The 15418-nt window shown below is 53.7% G+C and carries 13 protein-coding genes and 1 tRNA gene; 7 read left to right on the plus strand and 7 right to left on the minus strand.

Translation table 11 applies throughout. The features are described from left to right. Nucleotides 1-238 precede the first annotated feature (238 nt). Entirely contained in the window at nt 239-1729 is a 1491-nt protein-coding gene (locus tag AC5S27_RS13450) for a sialate O-acetylesterase (protein ID WP_493935072.1), read from the plus strand. A gap of 98 nt (nt 1730-1827) precedes the next feature. Here AC5S27_RS13450 and AC5S27_RS13455 read toward each other — a convergent pair whose 3' ends face one another. Together AC5S27_RS13455 and AC5S27_RS13460 are read right to left on the minus strand one after the other, a co-directional pair. Continuing rightward, entirely contained in the window at nt 1828-1998 is a 171-nt protein-coding gene (locus AC5S27_RS13455) for a hypothetical protein (RefSeq protein WP_493935073.1), read from the minus strand. 150 nt (nt 1999-2148) lie between these two features. After that, nucleotides 2149-2601: a hypothetical protein gene (locus AC5S27_RS13460; RefSeq protein WP_493935074.1), complete on the minus strand. Its 453-nt coding sequence runs from the start codon at nt 2599-2601 to the stop codon at nt 2149-2151. 402 nt (nt 2602-3003) lie between these two features. Here AC5S27_RS13460 and AC5S27_RS13465 point away from each other — a divergent pair, with 402 nt between their 5' ends. The 3 genes from AC5S27_RS13465 to AC5S27_RS13475 all read left to right on the plus strand — a co-directional run bounded on the left by AC5S27_RS13465 (nt 3004) and on the right by AC5S27_RS13475 (nt 7379). Beyond that, nucleotides 3004-3726: a Crp/Fnr family transcriptional regulator gene (locus AC5S27_RS13465; protein WP_493935075.1), complete on the plus strand. Its 723-nt coding sequence runs from the start codon at nt 3004-3006 to the stop codon at nt 3724-3726. Nucleotides 3727-4218: 492 nt separating this feature from the next. Next, the gene (locus AC5S27_RS13470) at nt 4219-5427 is read left to right on the plus strand and encodes a glycoside hydrolase family 1 protein (protein WP_493935076.1); all 1209 of its coding nucleotides are present in this window, start codon (nt 4219-4221) and stop codon (nt 5425-5427) included. A gap of 83 nt (nt 5428-5510) precedes the next feature. Next, nucleotides 5511-7379, plus strand: a complete 1869-nt coding sequence (locus AC5S27_RS13475) for an SAM-dependent methyltransferase (protein ID WP_493935077.1) — start codon at nt 5511-5513, stop codon at nt 7377-7379. Here AC5S27_RS13475 and AC5S27_RS13480 read toward each other — a convergent pair. Together AC5S27_RS13480 and AC5S27_RS13485 are read right to left on the minus strand one after the other, a co-directional pair. Further along, nucleotides 7349-8563 carry a glycosyltransferase family 2 protein gene (locus tag AC5S27_RS13480; protein WP_493935078.1) on the minus strand — a complete coding sequence of 405 codons (1215 nt, stop codon included), beginning with the start codon at nt 8561-8563 and terminating at the stop codon, nt 7349-7351. The genes AC5S27_RS13475 and AC5S27_RS13480 overlap by 31 nt on opposite strands. After that, nucleotides 8560-9561, minus strand: coding sequence for a PIG-L family deacetylase (locus AC5S27_RS13485; protein ID WP_493935079.1), 1002 nt, complete (start codon nt 9559-9561; stop codon nt 8560-8562). The genes AC5S27_RS13480 and AC5S27_RS13485 overlap by 4 nt, the downstream gene beginning before the upstream one ends. A gap of 35 nt (nt 9562-9596) precedes the next feature. Between AC5S27_RS13485 and AC5S27_RS13490 the strand changes: the two genes are divergently transcribed. After that, nucleotides 9597-10895, plus strand: coding sequence for a glycosyltransferase (locus AC5S27_RS13490; RefSeq protein ID WP_493935080.1), 1299 nt, complete (start codon nt 9597-9599; stop codon nt 10893-10895). 116 nt (nt 10896-11011) lie between these two features. Further along, nucleotides 11012-12124 carry a UDP-galactopyranose mutase gene (glf, locus tag AC5S27_RS13495; protein WP_493935081.1) on the plus strand — a complete coding sequence of 371 codons (1113 nt, stop codon included), beginning with the start codon at nt 11012-11014 and terminating at the stop codon, nt 12122-12124. Between the two features lie 68 nt (nt 12125-12192). Here glf and ku read toward each other — a convergent pair whose 3' ends face one another. Continuing rightward, nucleotides 12193-13113, minus strand: a complete 921-nt coding sequence (gene ku, locus AC5S27_RS13500; RefSeq protein WP_493935082.1) for a non-homologous end joining protein Ku — start codon at nt 13111-13113, stop codon at nt 12193-12195. A gap of 221 nt (nt 13114-13334) precedes the next feature. Between ku and AC5S27_RS13505 the strand changes: the two genes are divergently transcribed. Beyond that, nucleotides 13335-13514, plus strand: coding sequence for a hypothetical protein (locus AC5S27_RS13505; protein ID WP_493935083.1), 180 nt, complete (start codon nt 13335-13337; stop codon nt 13512-13514). Nucleotides 13515-13721: 207 nt separating this feature from the next. On the opposite strand, the gene AC5S27_RS13510 is transcribed toward AC5S27_RS13505, so the two are convergent. Both AC5S27_RS13510 and AC5S27_RS13515 read right to left on the minus strand, forming a co-directional pair. After that, a tRNA-Ser gene (locus tag AC5S27_RS13510) sits at nt 13722-13813 on the minus strand. 197 nt (nt 13814-14010) lie between these two features. Then, nucleotides 14011-15417, minus strand: coding sequence for an efflux transporter outer membrane subunit (locus AC5S27_RS13515; RefSeq protein ID WP_493935084.1), 1407 nt, complete (start codon nt 15415-15417; stop codon nt 14011-14013). Nucleotide 15418: the final 1 nt, after the last annotated feature.

A 15418-nucleotide genomic window follows, 5' to 3' on the forward strand; every position in this document is an offset into this window, starting at 1 on the left:
TAAGACGGAAAGAAAGCGTTTGGTGCTCAGACCCTCCGATAGAAAGAACCCAAAATCCGGGGATTAGTTGCCTGGTGATCGATTCTCCAGATCAGGATGCGGAACAGTTGCAGTTGGCGGAGCTGGGAAGATATGGTTCTCTTGCACCAGTTCGATACGATTTCTTTGCACCCTTTCAACCTGATAAGAACTTCGCGAGGCTGAAGTGAAACTGCACACTCCTTTCTTGGAAAGACTTTTGATTGCTTTTGCTTTGGTGGGCACCGCAGGTGGAGTCCGCCTGTACGGCGACGTAACGCTGCCCAGAGTGCTATCCAGCCATATGGTGTTGCAGCGGGATTTGCCGGTGCATGTGTGGGGTTGGGCAAAGGCCGGGGAAGCTGTGACTGCGAGTTTTCGCGGAGCGAGCCGCACTACGCAGGCTGACGAGCTGGGCCAATGGAGCATCTACCTGCCGCCTGGAGCTGCGGGCGGGCCGTTCTCGCTGACGGTGAAAGCTGCGAACTCCGTCACTCTTGAGGACGTTCTGGTGGGCGATGTCTGGGTGGCAGGCGGGCAGTCGAACATGGAATTCGAGATGCGCAAGGCGGCTACGGCGGCGGCGGACTTGCCGAAGGCCGGGAATCCACGCATTCGATTGATGATTGTGAGCCGGACAGCCTCGGAGTATCCGTTGACGGATGTGAACTCGGATCCGAAAGGCAACGGATATGGCTGGAAGGCTTCTACGCCCGAGTCGGCAAAGGATTTCTCCGCGGTGGCGTGGTATTTTGCGAGGGAGATTGAAGAGAAAGAGCATGTTCCGATCGGAGTGATTGATTCGACCTGGGGCGGCACTCTGGCGGAATCGTGGACTTCATTGACCGCGCTGGGCGCCGATCCGGGGCTGGCGCCCATCTTTACGGCGCGCGGACACATGACGGAGAAAGAGGCGTCAGCGCTGTTGCAGGATGATGTTCGGCAGAAGGCGCTGACGGAGGCCAAGGCTTCCGGTAAGCCTGCGCCTACCTATCCGTGGCACCCGCTTCTGACGATGTGGGCGCCCTCCGCGCTTTACAACGGGATGATTGCGCCCCTGACGCCGTTTCCGATCAAGGGCGTGATCTGGTACCAGGGCGAGAGCAATAGCCCGCTGGAGCGCTATCCGACGTACGAGCGGCTTTTCCGCACAATGATTGAGGATTGGCGGCACCAGTGGAAGGTCGGCGACTTCCCTTTCCTGTTCGTGCAGTTGGCAAATTTCAAGTCAAACCCAACGGAGGAATATTTCCAGATTCGTGAGGCTCAGCGGCGTTCGCTGGAGCTGCGAAATACGGCAATGGCGGTGACGATCGATGTGGGCAATCCAGAAGACGTCCATCCTACCGACAAGCTGACAGTGGGGCATCGGCTGGCGTTGGCTGGGCTGGCGGTTGCGTACGGCGGGAAGCAGGAGTATTCCGGCCCGCTGTACCGGCAGGTGACGCCAGAGGGCGCAAGCCTGCGAGTGTGGTTCGATCACGCTCAAGGGTTGAAATCGATGGGCGGTGCGCTTACCGGCTTTGAAGTTGCGGGAGCTGACGGGAAATATGCTACGGCTGAGACCAGGATCGACGGGGAAACGGTTGTGCTGACCAGTTCTTCTGTAGCGCTGCCCGTGGCGGCGCGTTACGGGTGGACAAACAGCCCGGAATGCCATTTATACAACGGCGAAGGGTTGCCAGCATCGCCATTCAATTCCCTTCCGTAGCTCTACTGAAGCTAGGACTTTGACTCGCTGCTTGTCGCGCTTACTCTCAAGTCATGCAATTGAACGCTGCTGAAACAGCTATTCGAGTGGGCGCCTAGCTAGTGAATCCAATAGCGGCGACGAGAAGACTCTTCTTCAATACTTGCGTGCAGCCGGATGGCAAGAGATTCCCAGAATTGATGGGGGATACGCGAGGTGCCGCTCCCAACTTTTTCAAGCACCAGCATTTTCAGTTCTTCCAATTGTTGAACCGTAAGATCAATCTTCATAAGGCCCTCATTTAAGTAACTTATCCGAAGCGCCGTTGCTCTCGTTTCGACGATTTCTTCCCGCGATGGTCTTAGTACTATTGGCAATCACTTGATAACTGCCGTGCGAAGAAGACTACCCACAAGACTCTGGTTCAAATTAGCACGTATTCAAAGCCACAATCGAAATAGAGTACTCAATGCTTTTGCGTCAATCTCTGTCCCCGGAGTCAGCAGGCAGAGGAAACCCCGCCTGGTCATGCGTTTCGGACGTTTGATTTCTTTCCGCTGCTTCATCGATGCCAGAGTGGCCCTTGAGCCATTGTTACGTTCGATCGTCCACGTCGTTGTGACGGTACTGCCATGAATCTCTGCCTGTAAGGTCACAGAATGATCAAGGAAAGAGCTTTCTATGTTGCTCGATCCAGTTGCATCTTCGGCTAAATGCCAGTCGTTTGCAGTAATCTCGTCCCAGCCTAATGCATGGTTCCACGGCTTCGATGTGCCGCACTGACACATGAGCAAATCTCTGATTACGAACATTCGGATAACTGGCTCCCACTCATCGCGTCGAACGCTCTGGCCCTGGTTCAAAGCTTGAAGCACCGTCTGAAATTGTGCCATAGACTCTCCTTAGTCAGCCTCATACTAGAGTCACCAACGAGTTATCTCATCCGATGTATGCCACATCGTTCTTCTAGAAATATGGTCAATAGTGAACACTGAATCGACGTAACATTATCGATGTTTTGGGCACCGAGTGGGTCGAGGCAACCTTCTTCATTCGTCAACGATTGCAGATCATTCCGGTGAAACTCGCACACGGACTCATTTCGGACTAAACTGTAACGTTACGAAAGTGGTCAAAATTGAACAGTTTTTAAGCGCAGGAAAGGGCACCTTCGGGTGTAATCCTTTCAAGCAATTGTGCAGGCCTGTGAATGTTGACGAGTGATGCAATCTATCCGGGCTAATCGCGATAAAACCGCAAGACACTCGTTACGAAATAGAAAGACGGGCCCCTTAATGACGGAATTTAAAAGAGAGAGTTTTGATGTCGCAACCTTTTTAACCCAGGCTGGACTGGGGCGCAGGGTCGTCCATTTGAAAGCAAAAGGAGCATTTTTTTCACAAGGCAGCCAGGCCGATTCTGTTTTCTATATTCAGAAGGGCCGGGCAAAGCTGACCGTCGTTTCGATGACTGGTAAAGAAGCTACAATAACTTTGATTGGACCAGGAGCCTTCGTCGGAGAGGAAGCCGTAGCCGGTGTCAACGGTTTACGCCTTGCAACTGCCACTGCGATCACCGCCTGCACTGCTCTGAAGATCGACCGGCTCGAAATGATTCGGGTGTTGCATGAACAACACTCGTTCTCCGACTTGTTTGTAGCCTTTCTCCTCGAACGCAGCATGCGGACTCAAGCGGACCTGGTGGATCAACTCTTCAATTCCAGTGAAAAGCGACTGGCTCGAATTCTCTTGCTGATGGCTGAATTCGGTCAGCCTGGACAGGAAGAGACACTGATTCCGCGCATCACCCAGGAAACTCTTGCAGAGATGATTGGCACTACTCGATCGCGGGTCAGCTTCTTTATGAATCGATTTCGGAGTCTTGGGTTCATCGAATACAACGGCCGCATTCGTGTGCACAAATCCTTGCTGAACATTCTGCTGCACGATCAAGCGGAAGACCACAATCGGCTCAATGCGTCTCTCCTGCCCAAGGGAAAGCTGCGTCCGGGACTCTGAGTGATTCTAACCAATAGCTTCGGAATGCGATTGTTTTTATCGCATCCCCGGAAGATATCTCCAGTCGTGTTGGTTGTTTCGAGCTGATTCGCACCCCTGATTCCTTGCCTCCAGTGAACGTCCAGGACAGAATGTTCTGAACAGCGTTGAGCGCTACGGCACCGGCGATGAAGCCTGCATATGCTGTGGGTCTTCCCATAGCCGGTGCGATGTTGCCTGAGCAGGCATGCATGACGGATGCGCCGGTCGTCGTCTCAGTGAGATTAATTCCATCCGAGCTGAAGGCGCATGCGGTATGCGGTCCGGGCTTCGCTCTTGTGCTGCTGCATTTCGCGAGGAATCGAAGCAAGTCGTCAGGACCACCGAGGAAAGCTCGGATTCGCATTATCGCCAGATTGCAATTAGGTTTGTTCCATTCAGAACGACATAAAGGTGCAAGTAGCGATAAAGTTGGCATCTGTGCAGACGTAGATTTGTCTCCGGAGACCTTAATTGCACTCCAATCCATGGCTTGATTTCAAAGGATTTTTTCTAGGTGGGTTTGAATGCGCAACTCATCGGCGGCGCGATCGGACCAGAATCGACGTGATTGCAGCTACGAAACACGACGCATTTGCGGAGGTTGACTACTCCCTGCTGAAAGAAGCCGGAATAAGAACAGTACGTGATGGAGCACGCTGGCATGTCATCGAGTACGCGCCTGGACGCTATGATTGGTCTTCCTTCAAGATCATGGTGGAAAGCGCGGCAAGAGCCGGCGTACAGGTGATTTGGGACCTATGTCACTGGGGCGTCCCTGCACACGTCGACTTATACTCCGAAGACTTCCCGCAGCACTTCGCCAACTTCGCGAAGGCTGCGGCTCTGGTTGTTCGCGACTTCAACAAAACATCGCCCAATCAAGAGGCTCCCCTGTATTGCCCTATCAACGAAATTTCATTTTGGTCTTGGGTTGGCGGCGACGAAGGGCATTTCGATCCCTACACGCAGAGCATGGGGCCAATACTCAAGCGACAACTAGCGTCGGCCACCCTGCTGGCCACTCAGGCAATCCGTGAAATCGATCCCACTGCCAGATTCATCCAGGTAGAGCCGATTATCCACATCTCCGCTAACGAAGAAGAGGATACAGCCAGCGCTCTGCAACATACAGAGTCGCAGTTTGAAGTGTGGGATATGTTACTTGGCGCTAAAGCGCGGGAGCTTGGCGGAAACGCTGACATGCTCGACGTGATTGGCGTGAACTACTACTGGAACAACCAGTGGATTCACGAAGGCGATAGAACTCCCCCGGGGCACGAACTGCATGTGCCACTTCATCGCATGCTGAAGCAGCTTTGGGACCGGTACCGCCGACCTCTCCTGATCTCTGAAACAGGTACGGAAGCTGGAGCAGAATATGGATGGCTTGGATATATCTCAGCAGAAGTCCGGCAAGCTCATCGGCTTGGAGTTCCCGTCCTGGGTATCTGTCTGTACCCAGTGATGGACTATCCAGGTTGGGACGATGATAGACATTGCTCCTGTGGACTGATTGAGGTTTCATCTGATTGGACAACACGAACTCTTAGAACTGATCTGGTGACGGAAGTATCGATCCAGGAGCATTCCTTGCAAGCTTCATTGTCCGCATTACATGCGTCGCACTTTCCGCATCAAGGTTTTACAGCGGATGAGCTTTCGTCTGTAATTTCCAATTGAGTACACCACCGTGATTCGCCTTGCTGCGCAAGCGGTGTTGAAATCTGAGCTCACCTCAACCGGTATATCCACGGAGCCACTTGATGCATTCTGGTTTTGATGCCGCAACTGCGCATGAGGCTGAAATGGGCCAGTCCCTCGTGGTTTCAGCAGAGCCTCGCCTGGCACGCCGCAATGGCCACCCGGATTCCCCGCCGCCGAGCTTTATCAGCCGGGATCGCAAGACTGCAGACCTGCTTTCGGCTGCTCAGGATTTTGCGAATTCAATTGCTGCGCGCCCCAACGTGGGAGCCAACGGGGCTCCTCTTTCAGACCTGAAACAAATGGCGGAACTGGGTTTGTTGACGGCACCTTTGCCTGAGCGTTTTTTCGGGCTGGGCCTTGGCACAGAGGCAGGTGGTCATCTTCCGTTGATGAGGTTGATGTCCTTGATCGGAGGAGCTGACCTCGCTCTCGGACGGCTCTATGAAGGCCACGTCAATGCATTGATTCTCCTTGCAGCTTTCGGGACCGATACGCAACTCAAGCGTGTTGCGGAAGATGCTGGGAGCGGACTTCTTTTCGGCGTATGGAACACGGGTGGCAAAGAACCTCTTCGACTCATTCCGAATTGCGAAAGATTTTCCTTCTTAGGAGGCAAGACTTTCGCGTCCGGTGCTGCGTTTGTAAAGCGGCCAATCGTGACTGCAGAGTTGGAGGGACGGGGTTGGCAGATGACTTTGCCACGGATGGAGTCTGTCGATATACAAAGTGATATAAAGCTCGACCCTGATTCTTGGAATCCCCTTGGCATGGAGGCTTCGGAGAGTTTCAGCATCGATTTTTCAGGCGCAACCATCGACGCTGAAGATCTCATTGGCAATCCCGGTGACTTCTATGCTGACCCTCTCTTCAGGGGTGGTGCTATTCGGTTTGCGGCTGTCCAGGGAGGGGCAGTGATCCGGTTGCAACGGATCTTCGCAGACTGGCTGTTGGCGACAGCAAGAGGAGATGATCCCTACCAAGTTGCGCGACTAGGCCAGGTGGCAATCTGTGTCCAGGAAGTGGTCTTGTGGATTGAGCGAGCGGCAAACATAGCCGAGGAATGTTTCACTACTCGCGCTGATAAGGTAGCTTCCGAGCAAATGGTGGACTGTGCCAACATGACTCGCCTTGCGATCGAGCGCATAGCAACTTCAGTTATGCAGCAAGTGATTCAGGGGATGGGCGCCCACGGTCTGCTTCGACCCGGCAAGCTGGAAAGAATCATACGAGACTTGACCATGTATCTCAGGCAGCCATCGCCTGATCGAGCGCTGGCTGATGTAGGCCGGGCATCTCTACGCAGGAACAGACTACGACTGGGTGGCACAGAGAGCGGCTTGTGGATGAACTTCCTCAGAGATGGTTCCCTTCCACCAACCTATTTCGAAGATATTTACAATCGATCACCGGACCCATGGAACTTTGAGGCCAGTGAGTACGAAGCCGACAAATACCGCAATACGCTGGAGAGTCTTCCTCTTGATCATTACATCAACGCTCTTGAGATCGGATGTTCCATTGGAGTCCTTACCCAACAGCTCGCTCGACGCTGCGATGAACTGTTAGGCATCGACGTATCAGAGCGAGCATTGGAACTGGCCCGACGCCGGTGCGCGGGCAGTAGCAACGTGCGCTTCATTCGCGCACAGTTGCCACACGAGATGCCGGCAGGGTGCTTCCAGCTTGTCCTTATCAGCGAGATTGCATACTACTGGAGCCGGGAGGTGCTCGAACTTGCTGCTACACAAATCGCATCGCATCAGAAGTCAGGTGATCATACGATCCTCGTGCATCTTACGACGCCGGTAGAGGATTATCCGCTTACAGGAGATGAGGTGCACGAGGCGTGGATCCAGCGCCCTGAATGGCGGCTCCTCAGGCAGTCGCGATACCCACGTTATCGAATCGACGTTTTCGAGCGTCGCTGAGATCGCTCGCCAGTCGCGCCATCGCAACATGCGTTGAATGACTCAGATCTAAGGATTTCAATCTCTTGAGACAAGGTCTCATTCACGTCTGAAACAAGCCCGTGACGTTCGCCCTTGAACGTGTTCTCGATAAACTGATCGCAGTTGATTGCTCCTAGAAATTGGGCCAGAGAAGAAGTGACCTCTCGCACAGCCCGCATCTCTGCCAGCACGTGCTTCGGATACAACCGGGCATGCTTAGACTCACCCTCGCGATAAAATCGGCGCAGTTGGAACAGCGATCGAAAACGATGAGCTAGCCACTCCGTCGTGGGTACGACATGTTGTTCGTTTTCCACGCTCATACGTTGCCACTCTCTCAGTTGAAACGAAAGCCCAATCTCCGCTCGCCCGTCAAACCTTGATGAGGTGTAGACAATGACGCTCGGATCATGACGCAACCGTGCGTCTGATGCCCGCAGTGCGTTAACAAACGCAACATCTTCCAAAGGCTTCACCGGCGGCATTCCGCCGGCTGCTTCATAGGCATTAGGCGTACAGGATAAGGAAGCTCCGAAGTGTTCCAGATGGCGCGGCCATGGGTCGCCCGGTTGTGGGTCCAGGAGATCCTCTAACTCGGCAACAAGCCTTTGATACTGACGATCGTTGATATAGGCGCGTCGGGCGCCTTGTGGCAGTGCTTCGATTTCTCCCGGCTTCAATTGGATTGCGCCGCCGACGGCATGCGCTCCCTGCTCCAAAGCCTTCATATTTTGCGCGATCCAATCAGGTGCTACCACCGTGTCGGAATCGGTAGAGAGAATTCCGGAATGTGGATGTGGCTGATCCTTCAACCGATGCCATGCCGTGTCCATCAACATACGCCGCGCCGTCCCCACGTGTGCAGCTTCTGGCTCCAATTCGCATTCGACGATGTGGAGGGTCAGGGAGGGATGTGCGCATCGCCAATGGGCTGCAACCTCTAACGATGCATCTGTGCAGTTGTTGAGGAGAAGCAACACTTCATAGCTGGTATTTTCCATGGGTAGTCCTGACGTATCGACTTGGTTCGCAAGCGCGTCTAGGGCCGACGGGATGGACTGCTCCTCATTCCGTGCGGGGATGATTACCGAGGCCCTGCAGTTAGGATGAGCTCTACCTTCGAGGATGGGGGAAACCGGTTGAAAATGCGCTTCGGTCATCATGCGACGCGACCGCCCACTTGCTCCTCAACATCCATCAGTGGGGACTTGCTCCAGAGGTGGTTAACCCAAATGCGCTCCCTGCCGCCATAGCGGACACAGAACTCAGCAACGTCCTTTACAATGCAAGCTTCTAGTTGAGACGAGTAGGACATTGCTGATCGACGCTTGCTCTCGACAGCTGAGGCACTGTCGCGCTGCCGGCCAGCGAATGCTTCCACTAAATGTAATCCAAGTGATTGTGCTGCCTGTTCAATTTGTCCATCAACCCCCGGACGAGAGGCATAAGGCAGGTCTTCATAGAAGGCACAGGGACGTGAGGCGCATATACCGGAGCGTAATACGGCGTCCCTTGCGGCGAGGTGGTCAATATGATTCCCCAACGCCAAAGGTAGAAGGAGAGCATCCGGATTTCTACTCTCAACCGCACGGAGGATCACAGAACGCACCAACTGTTCAGAGCTACGATCAGCGACCGTCTGCGAGCAAACTTCATCATCGCGTATCTGCAAGCGGATTGGCGCATCATCAAGGTTCAGATCGACGATACGTAATCGATGTGCATCTGGATGTAATCGCAACCATGCCTCGTCCTCGTTTGCCCTTAGTGCAGAAACGGTGGTGCAACGATCGTGAGAAGCGAGGAAAATCCCCTGTGCCAGTGGAGCATATTCACTGCGCGTGAAACAGTTGAGGATTTCAACAGCATCTCCTTGCGCCAACCAATGTTGCACAGCTAGACCTAACGATAAAGCTGCATCGTCCCGGTGCGGAGACACAATCACAATATTCAAAACGAAAGAACCTCGCGTCAGGTACTTCGTTGGCCGCGCAATCACCGCGTCACACCTGTACGTAGATGCGCTCTGCGACTCATAAGGATGCAGGGTATGATAGTTTTTTTTGATATCAAACTTATTGGTCGATATTTCTCTTGCGCGTCCAACTCGCACTCTTCCAGTTACATCTACCCCTAAAGATGGGTAGCGACTGCGAACCATTTTTCTTTTCATCCTATTGTCCCTGAGGTTCCATCTTGTTAGGTCAATCCGTCGAACCATCACTTGCCATGCAGAGTGAGCAGATCCGGCCAGATCGTGCAGACATCCTATGCTTCAGCCACCTTCGTTGGGACTTCGTAACCCAGAGGCCCCAGCATCTGTTGCGGCGGGCAGCGGTCGATCGTCGCGTCTTCTTCTGGGAAGAGCCTATTTGGCATCAACCAGGTGAGTTAGCGGTATTACCCGACGGACGGTTGGGAAAGCATCTGGAAGTTTCGCACGAATCTTCGACCTTGTGGACAATACGGCCTCACTTAACCTGGGGCATTGACTGTGACGAGGGACAGCGTGAATTGCTCGATGAGTTTCTGCTGCGTTTTTCGATTAATGATTTCGTAAGTTGGTACTACACCCCAATGGCTGTCGGGTTTTCCGCGCACCTGAACCCGCAGGCCTCTGTCTATGACTGCATGGATGAACTTAGCTCATTTCAGGGTGCATCCAAAATGATACTGCAGCGTGAAAAGGAGTTGCTTGAGATCGCCGATGTCGTCTTCACCGGTGGCTTGAGCTTATATGAGGCCAAACGCAACCGACACGAGAACGTGCACCTCTATCGCAGTTCAATCGACGTTTCACACTTTGCGAAGGCAAAAAGTACCGACGTGTTGGAACCTGCCGATCAGTCGAGCATCCCTCATCCACGCGTTGGCTTTTACGGAGTGATCGACGAGCGCTTGGATGTCACGCTGTTGGCGCAAGTGGCAACGCTCCGGCCAGAAATGCAGTTTGTCTTGCTCGGCCCTGTGGTTAAGATCGATCGCTCGATACTTCCGCTATCTTCCAACATACATTACTTGGAGTCAAAGAGTTATGACGATCTGCCGCGTTACTTAGCAGGTTGGGACGCGGCCATTCTGCCTTTTGCCTTGAATGATGCGACCCGCTACATCTCTCCTACCAAGACGCCGGAGTATCTTGCTGCCGGAAAGCCGGTCGTGTCTACGCCTATCCATGACGTTGTCCGAGACTACGGAGATTCAGGACTGGTAACGATTGCAAAGTCTGCGAAGGCATTTGCAAAGGCACTGGATGCGGCTCTGTGCTCACCGACACCTTCCTGGATACGACGTGTGGCGCGTACCCTGGAACGCCACTCATGGGACTCGACATGGTCATCCATGAGCGAACAAATTCAGATCGCACAGATGGTCAAAAGAAATGCCAAGCAGGCGGCACGCAGTCCTTTCAGAGAGATGCGCCCGGCTCCGACTGAAGGATCGATGATCAACCCCATCTCTTTGCCTGAGATGAACGCTTTTGACCTTCTGTAGAGCAGTGCAAGCTGTAACGAGTATCGCCACTCGTGAGGTTCTTCAATCCTTCCCGGGTGGCTTTGCCTCCTGCTGTACAACCGAATTTTTTCAGAGCAGTGAGGAGCTAGACCGTGGTGTACGACTATTTGGTGGTTGGTAGTGGATTTTTCGGCTCGGTCTTCGCGCAACAAGCCCGCGAAAATGGTAAAAGCGTGCTTATGATTGAACGCCGGGAACACATCGGCGGCAATTGTTACACCTATGACTTTGAAGACACTGGCATTTCTATCCATAAGTACGGTAGCCACATTTTCCATTGCAACGATCATGAGACATGGACCTACATCAACCGCTTCACAGCTTTTAATCGACACCAGCATCGAGTGCTAAGCACCTACAATCACAAGGTATATTCGATGCCCATCAATCTGGGAACGATCAACTCATTCTTTGGTACAAATCTGAAACCAGAAGAGGTTGCTGGCTTTCTGGATACGCAGAGGACGCCAGGGCGTCGGGCAGTGAATCTTGAGGAGCAGGCAATCAGCCTGATCGGGCAGCCGCTGTACGAAGCGTTTATACGCGGCTATACGCGAAAGCAATGGGGGTGTGATCCAAAGGATTTGCCGGCCAGCATCATCACCCGTCTGCCGGTTCGTCATTCCTATCACGACGCCTACTTCAATGACCGGTATCAAGGGATTCCCCTCGAGGGATATACGCCTATCTTTCAAAGGATGCTGGAAGGTGTAGACATCGCATTAGGTGTGGATTTCTTTAGTGACCGCGAGGTCTGGGAAAAGAAAGCAACCAAGGTCGTGTACACAGGGCCGATCGATCGCTACTTCGATTATTGCTACGGGCGGTTGAACTGGCGTTCCGTGCGGTTTGAGTTGGAGCGGTTGGACGTAGAGGATTACCAGGGAATTTCAGTGATGAATTATGCCGACGAAAGCACACCGTGGACGCGCATCCATGAGCCAAAACACTTCCACCTGGAAAGACCGTGGAATAAGGGCACTACGGTAATCGTAAAAGAATTTTCTTGCGTCGACGCTGACCAGCCTTACTATCCAGTAAATTTTGATGGAGACCGGGAGATGTACGCCAAGTATGCGGCTCTGCAAAATGAGTTGCCGAATGTGATCTTCGGCGGCAGGTTGGCGCGGTATAAGTACTACGACATGCACCAGGTGATTGCGGGAGCGCTCGCCGCTGCACGCCAGGAACTGACCGGCGGCAGATAACAGTGGAGCAATCGCGCGCCTAACAACTCGCTGGCTTAGCGTACAGTACGATTTCGTAGCAGATTCTCTTATGCCGACTTGCGCTTGGTTGCCGACTTCGCCGATGTTTTCACAAGCCCGATACCTTTACGGACAGGTGACCTTTCGCTGACGACTGGCTTCTTGGGTACGCTCGCCGATTTCTCTCCTAAACTCTTTCGCAGCGCATCCATCAAGCTCACGATCTTACCGGAGGCAACATGTAGTGCTTCGTCCCTCGGAATGGGTAGGTGATTGACCTTCGCGTCTACCAGCTCTTTCACAGCGACTTCGTAACCGTCCTCAAATTTACCAAGGTCGAATTTCGCCGACTTCTTGGAAATGAGTGCTTCAGCCATCTCCAGAGAGTCCTCGCTGATCGCAGTGTCTCTTATGTCGCGGAAGTAGTCCCTTTGATTTCTGAGTTCGCTCTGGTAGCGGAGCGTATAGCCCATCATCCCCCGACCATCCGTTCCGGCTGGAGTGAGAGCAAAGATGTGTTCTCTGCCAGAGAATGCAATCTTGCCGATAGCGACTTTGCCGGAGTTAACCAATGCTTGCCGGACCACAGCAAAAGCCTCAGTTTGAGCATCGTTTTCGGGAACGACAAAGTAGGGCTTCTCCACGTATTCCGGGTTCAGTTCGCTCTGCTCGATAAACTGAGACACCGCGATCGTGTGCTTTGATGGAACCCGAAGATTCTCTAGTTCGCTCGGCTCGATGATGACGTACTGGCCTTTGCTGTACTCGTAACCTTTGACGATTTCGTCTTTCTCGACAACCGCTCCAGGTGTTTGCGTTCCGCTCTCGGCTGCGCTCTCGAGCACTTTCTGATGCCGGACACGCTCACCAGTAGAACGGCTGATCTGATGAAAGCTGATATTGCTCTTCGACTCGGTTGCTACGTAAAGGCTCACACCGAAGGAGACGAGGGAAATCTGAACCTGACCAGACCAATAGGGACGCGCCATCCTGCACCTCTGTTAACTGATCTGATTCTCGTAATTTCGGTGGGGATGTATCGCGCTTTGAGCAATTTAGCAAAAAAGAAAGCCCCCGAAGAGGGCTTCCGTGAATCTGGAAACCGGAAACGTCTATTTGGTACTGTCTCTGAGCGGGGCGTCCGGAGAATCTTCATGAATTTCCCGAAGGAGAACGTTGGTTTCCTCGCGATGAGGGAGTCGATCAACTTATGGTCGTCAATATGTATTTCGGCCAACTTGAGGTCACGCTTGATCCGTCAGGTCAGGTGCCGTATGACGTTGGGGATGGCGGAACAATCCCGCTGGCGATGAACTCAGGCATAAACGGTATCCTTGGTTCTGGTTGGCTTGCTGACGCCATACGGAGCCTTGAATTTGTGATTGGATGATCGAGCTGGTTTTGCCTAGATCCAAGCTCCGGAAGCGCAACGGACCCTCAGATATAGCTTGGTAAGACTTCGCATCGTACTGAGCCTACAGGCCAAATACCGGCGAGGGGCCGCGAACGGCGCTCAATGGGTAGAAATAATCGGTAGCGATACTGGGAGCAAACCGAGGTTTCTTATAAAACCACTAATTTCAATCACTTAAATTAATGGCGGAGAGTGAGGGATTCGAACCCCCGGTAGCCTTTCGACTACGTCTGATTTCGAGTCAGGTGCATTCAACCGGGCTCTGCCAACTCTCCGTGGCTCTGCAAGCAGTTACCAACTACGAGTTTACCATCGCAGCGGCATTAAGCCAAACGTCGCTGACCAATGCGCTGCGCCCGATGGCGGCAGGTATTTTTCGCGCGAATGGAATTCATTCAGGGGATAAAGAGCGCAGGCGGCCATTGCCGGCGAACCTGCGCTCTTGGATGTACGCTGGGAAGTTTGAAGTGGACTATTCTTGCCAGCCGCCGCCGAGTGCCTGGTAGAGTTGGACGAGGGCGAGTGCTTCGTTCTGTTCCGCATTGATGAGGTTGAGGCGTGCGTTATAGAGGTTCGTGTCCGTCGTGAGCACTTCCAGGTAGCTCGTGGAGCCGGCCTGATAGCGGATGCGGGCCAGACGGGTTGCATCCTGTGCTGCTTCAACCAGTTTCTGCTGTTCGGCGCGTGTGGAATGCTGCTTGTTGACGGCGATCAATGAGTTCGAAACGTCGCGAAAAGCAGTCAGGATAGTCTTCTGGTAAGTGAGGATCGCCTCTTCTTTCTGTTGCTTCGAGAGCTCTAACTGGCCGCGTAGTTTGCCGCCTTCAAAGATCGGCTGCGCCAGACTGCCGAGCCCGTAGATGGTTTTCCCTGCAGGATCGAAAATACTGGAAAGGCTGTCACCACCGACGCCGGCCGAAGCGCTGATCGAGAGCTGCGGGAAGAATTGCGCCTTCGCAACGCCAACCTGCGCGTTATATGCCTTCAGCTGTGCCTCTGCCTCCTGAATGTCGGGCCGCCGCTCAAGCAGTTGCGACGGAATGCCGACTGGCAGGTCCTGCGGAACGGGAGAAAGCGCGGATGGGTCGGTGTGTGCAACCGGTCCCGGCACTTTACCCAGAAGGAGGCTCATCGTGTTTTCCTGCTGCTGGATCTGCTCTTCCAACTGCGGGATCTGTGCGCTAGCAGTGTAGAGCAACTGCTCTGCCTGGCGGACGTCCGAAAGCGGTGCGGACCCGCCCTTCTCGAGCCGGTTTGTCAGGTCGACTGAGTCCTGGCGGGCCTTGAGGGTTTGCTTCGCTACCTCAAGCTGCTGATCGAGCGAACGAAGCGTGAAGTAAGATGTAGCAACCTCGCTGACCAGCGTCACGCGCACAGCACGCTGCGCCCATGATTGTGAGAGCAGCTGATCACGTGCGGCTTCAGTTTGCTTGCGATAAAGGCCCCAAAAATCAGGAGTCCATGTCGCCGAAAGATTCAAGCTGCCTTCGGCCAGGGGATTACTTCCGAGTGTCTTCGATAGCGAGTCCGGCAGATCAGCGCCGATGCCGGTACCTCCCACGCTGAGCGTAGGGAACTGTCCCGCTCGTGTGATTCGGACCTGCGACTGCGCTTCGAGGACGCGCTGAGCTGCCACGCGCAGGTCGTAGTTGTTCACCAGTGCCTGGCGGACGAGGTCCTGTAGCTCCGGCTCGCGGAAGACCTCACTCCATTTTTGGTCGCCTAGCGAATCCTTAGGATCGCTGGAGACGGCGGCTTCATCTGCGCCGCGATATGCCGGCAGCGCAGGAGCCTGCGGGCGCGAGTATTTGGGTCCAACATTGCAACCGGCCAGAGTGAAAGCTACGGTGCACGCCAGTAGTGCGGCTGTCCTATTCATA

It is taken from the genome of Acidicapsa borealis, assembly GCF_059115245.1.

Excerpts from the sequence above, each read along its gene's own strand:
- AC5S27_RS13455 (WP_493935073.1), bottom strand. The coding sequence starts at position 1,998 with ATGAAGATTGATCTTACGGTTCAACAATTGGAAGAACTGAAAATGCTG.
- AC5S27_RS13460 (WP_493935074.1), bottom strand. The coding sequence starts at position 2,601 with ATGGCACAATTTCAGACGGTGCTTCAAGCTTTGAACCAGGGCCAGAGC.
- AC5S27_RS13465 (WP_493935075.1), top strand. The coding sequence starts at position 3,004 with ATGACGGAATTTAAAAGAGAGAGTTTTGATGTCGCAACCTTTTTAACC.
- AC5S27_RS13475 (WP_493935077.1), top strand. The coding sequence starts at position 5,511 with ATGCATTCTGGTTTTGATGCCGCAACTGCGCATGAGGCTGAAATGGGC.
- AC5S27_RS13480 (WP_493935078.1), bottom strand. The coding sequence starts at position 8,563 with ATGATGACCGAAGCGCATTTTCAACCGGTTTCCCCCATCCTCGAAGGT.
- AC5S27_RS13485 (WP_493935079.1), bottom strand. The coding sequence starts at position 9,561 with ATGGTTCGCAGTCGCTACCCATCTTTAGGGGTAGATGTAACTGGAAGA.
- ku (WP_493935082.1), bottom strand. The coding sequence starts at position 13,113 with ATGGCGCGTCCCTATTGGTCTGGTCAGGTTCAGATTTCCCTCGTCTCC.
- AC5S27_RS13505 (WP_493935083.1), top strand. The coding sequence starts at position 13,335 with ATGGTCGTCAATATGTATTTCGGCCAACTTGAGGTCACGCTTGATCCG.
- AC5S27_RS13515 (WP_493935084.1), bottom strand. The coding sequence starts at position 15,417 with ATGAATAGGACAGCCGCACTACTGGCGTGCACCGTAGCTTTCACTCTG.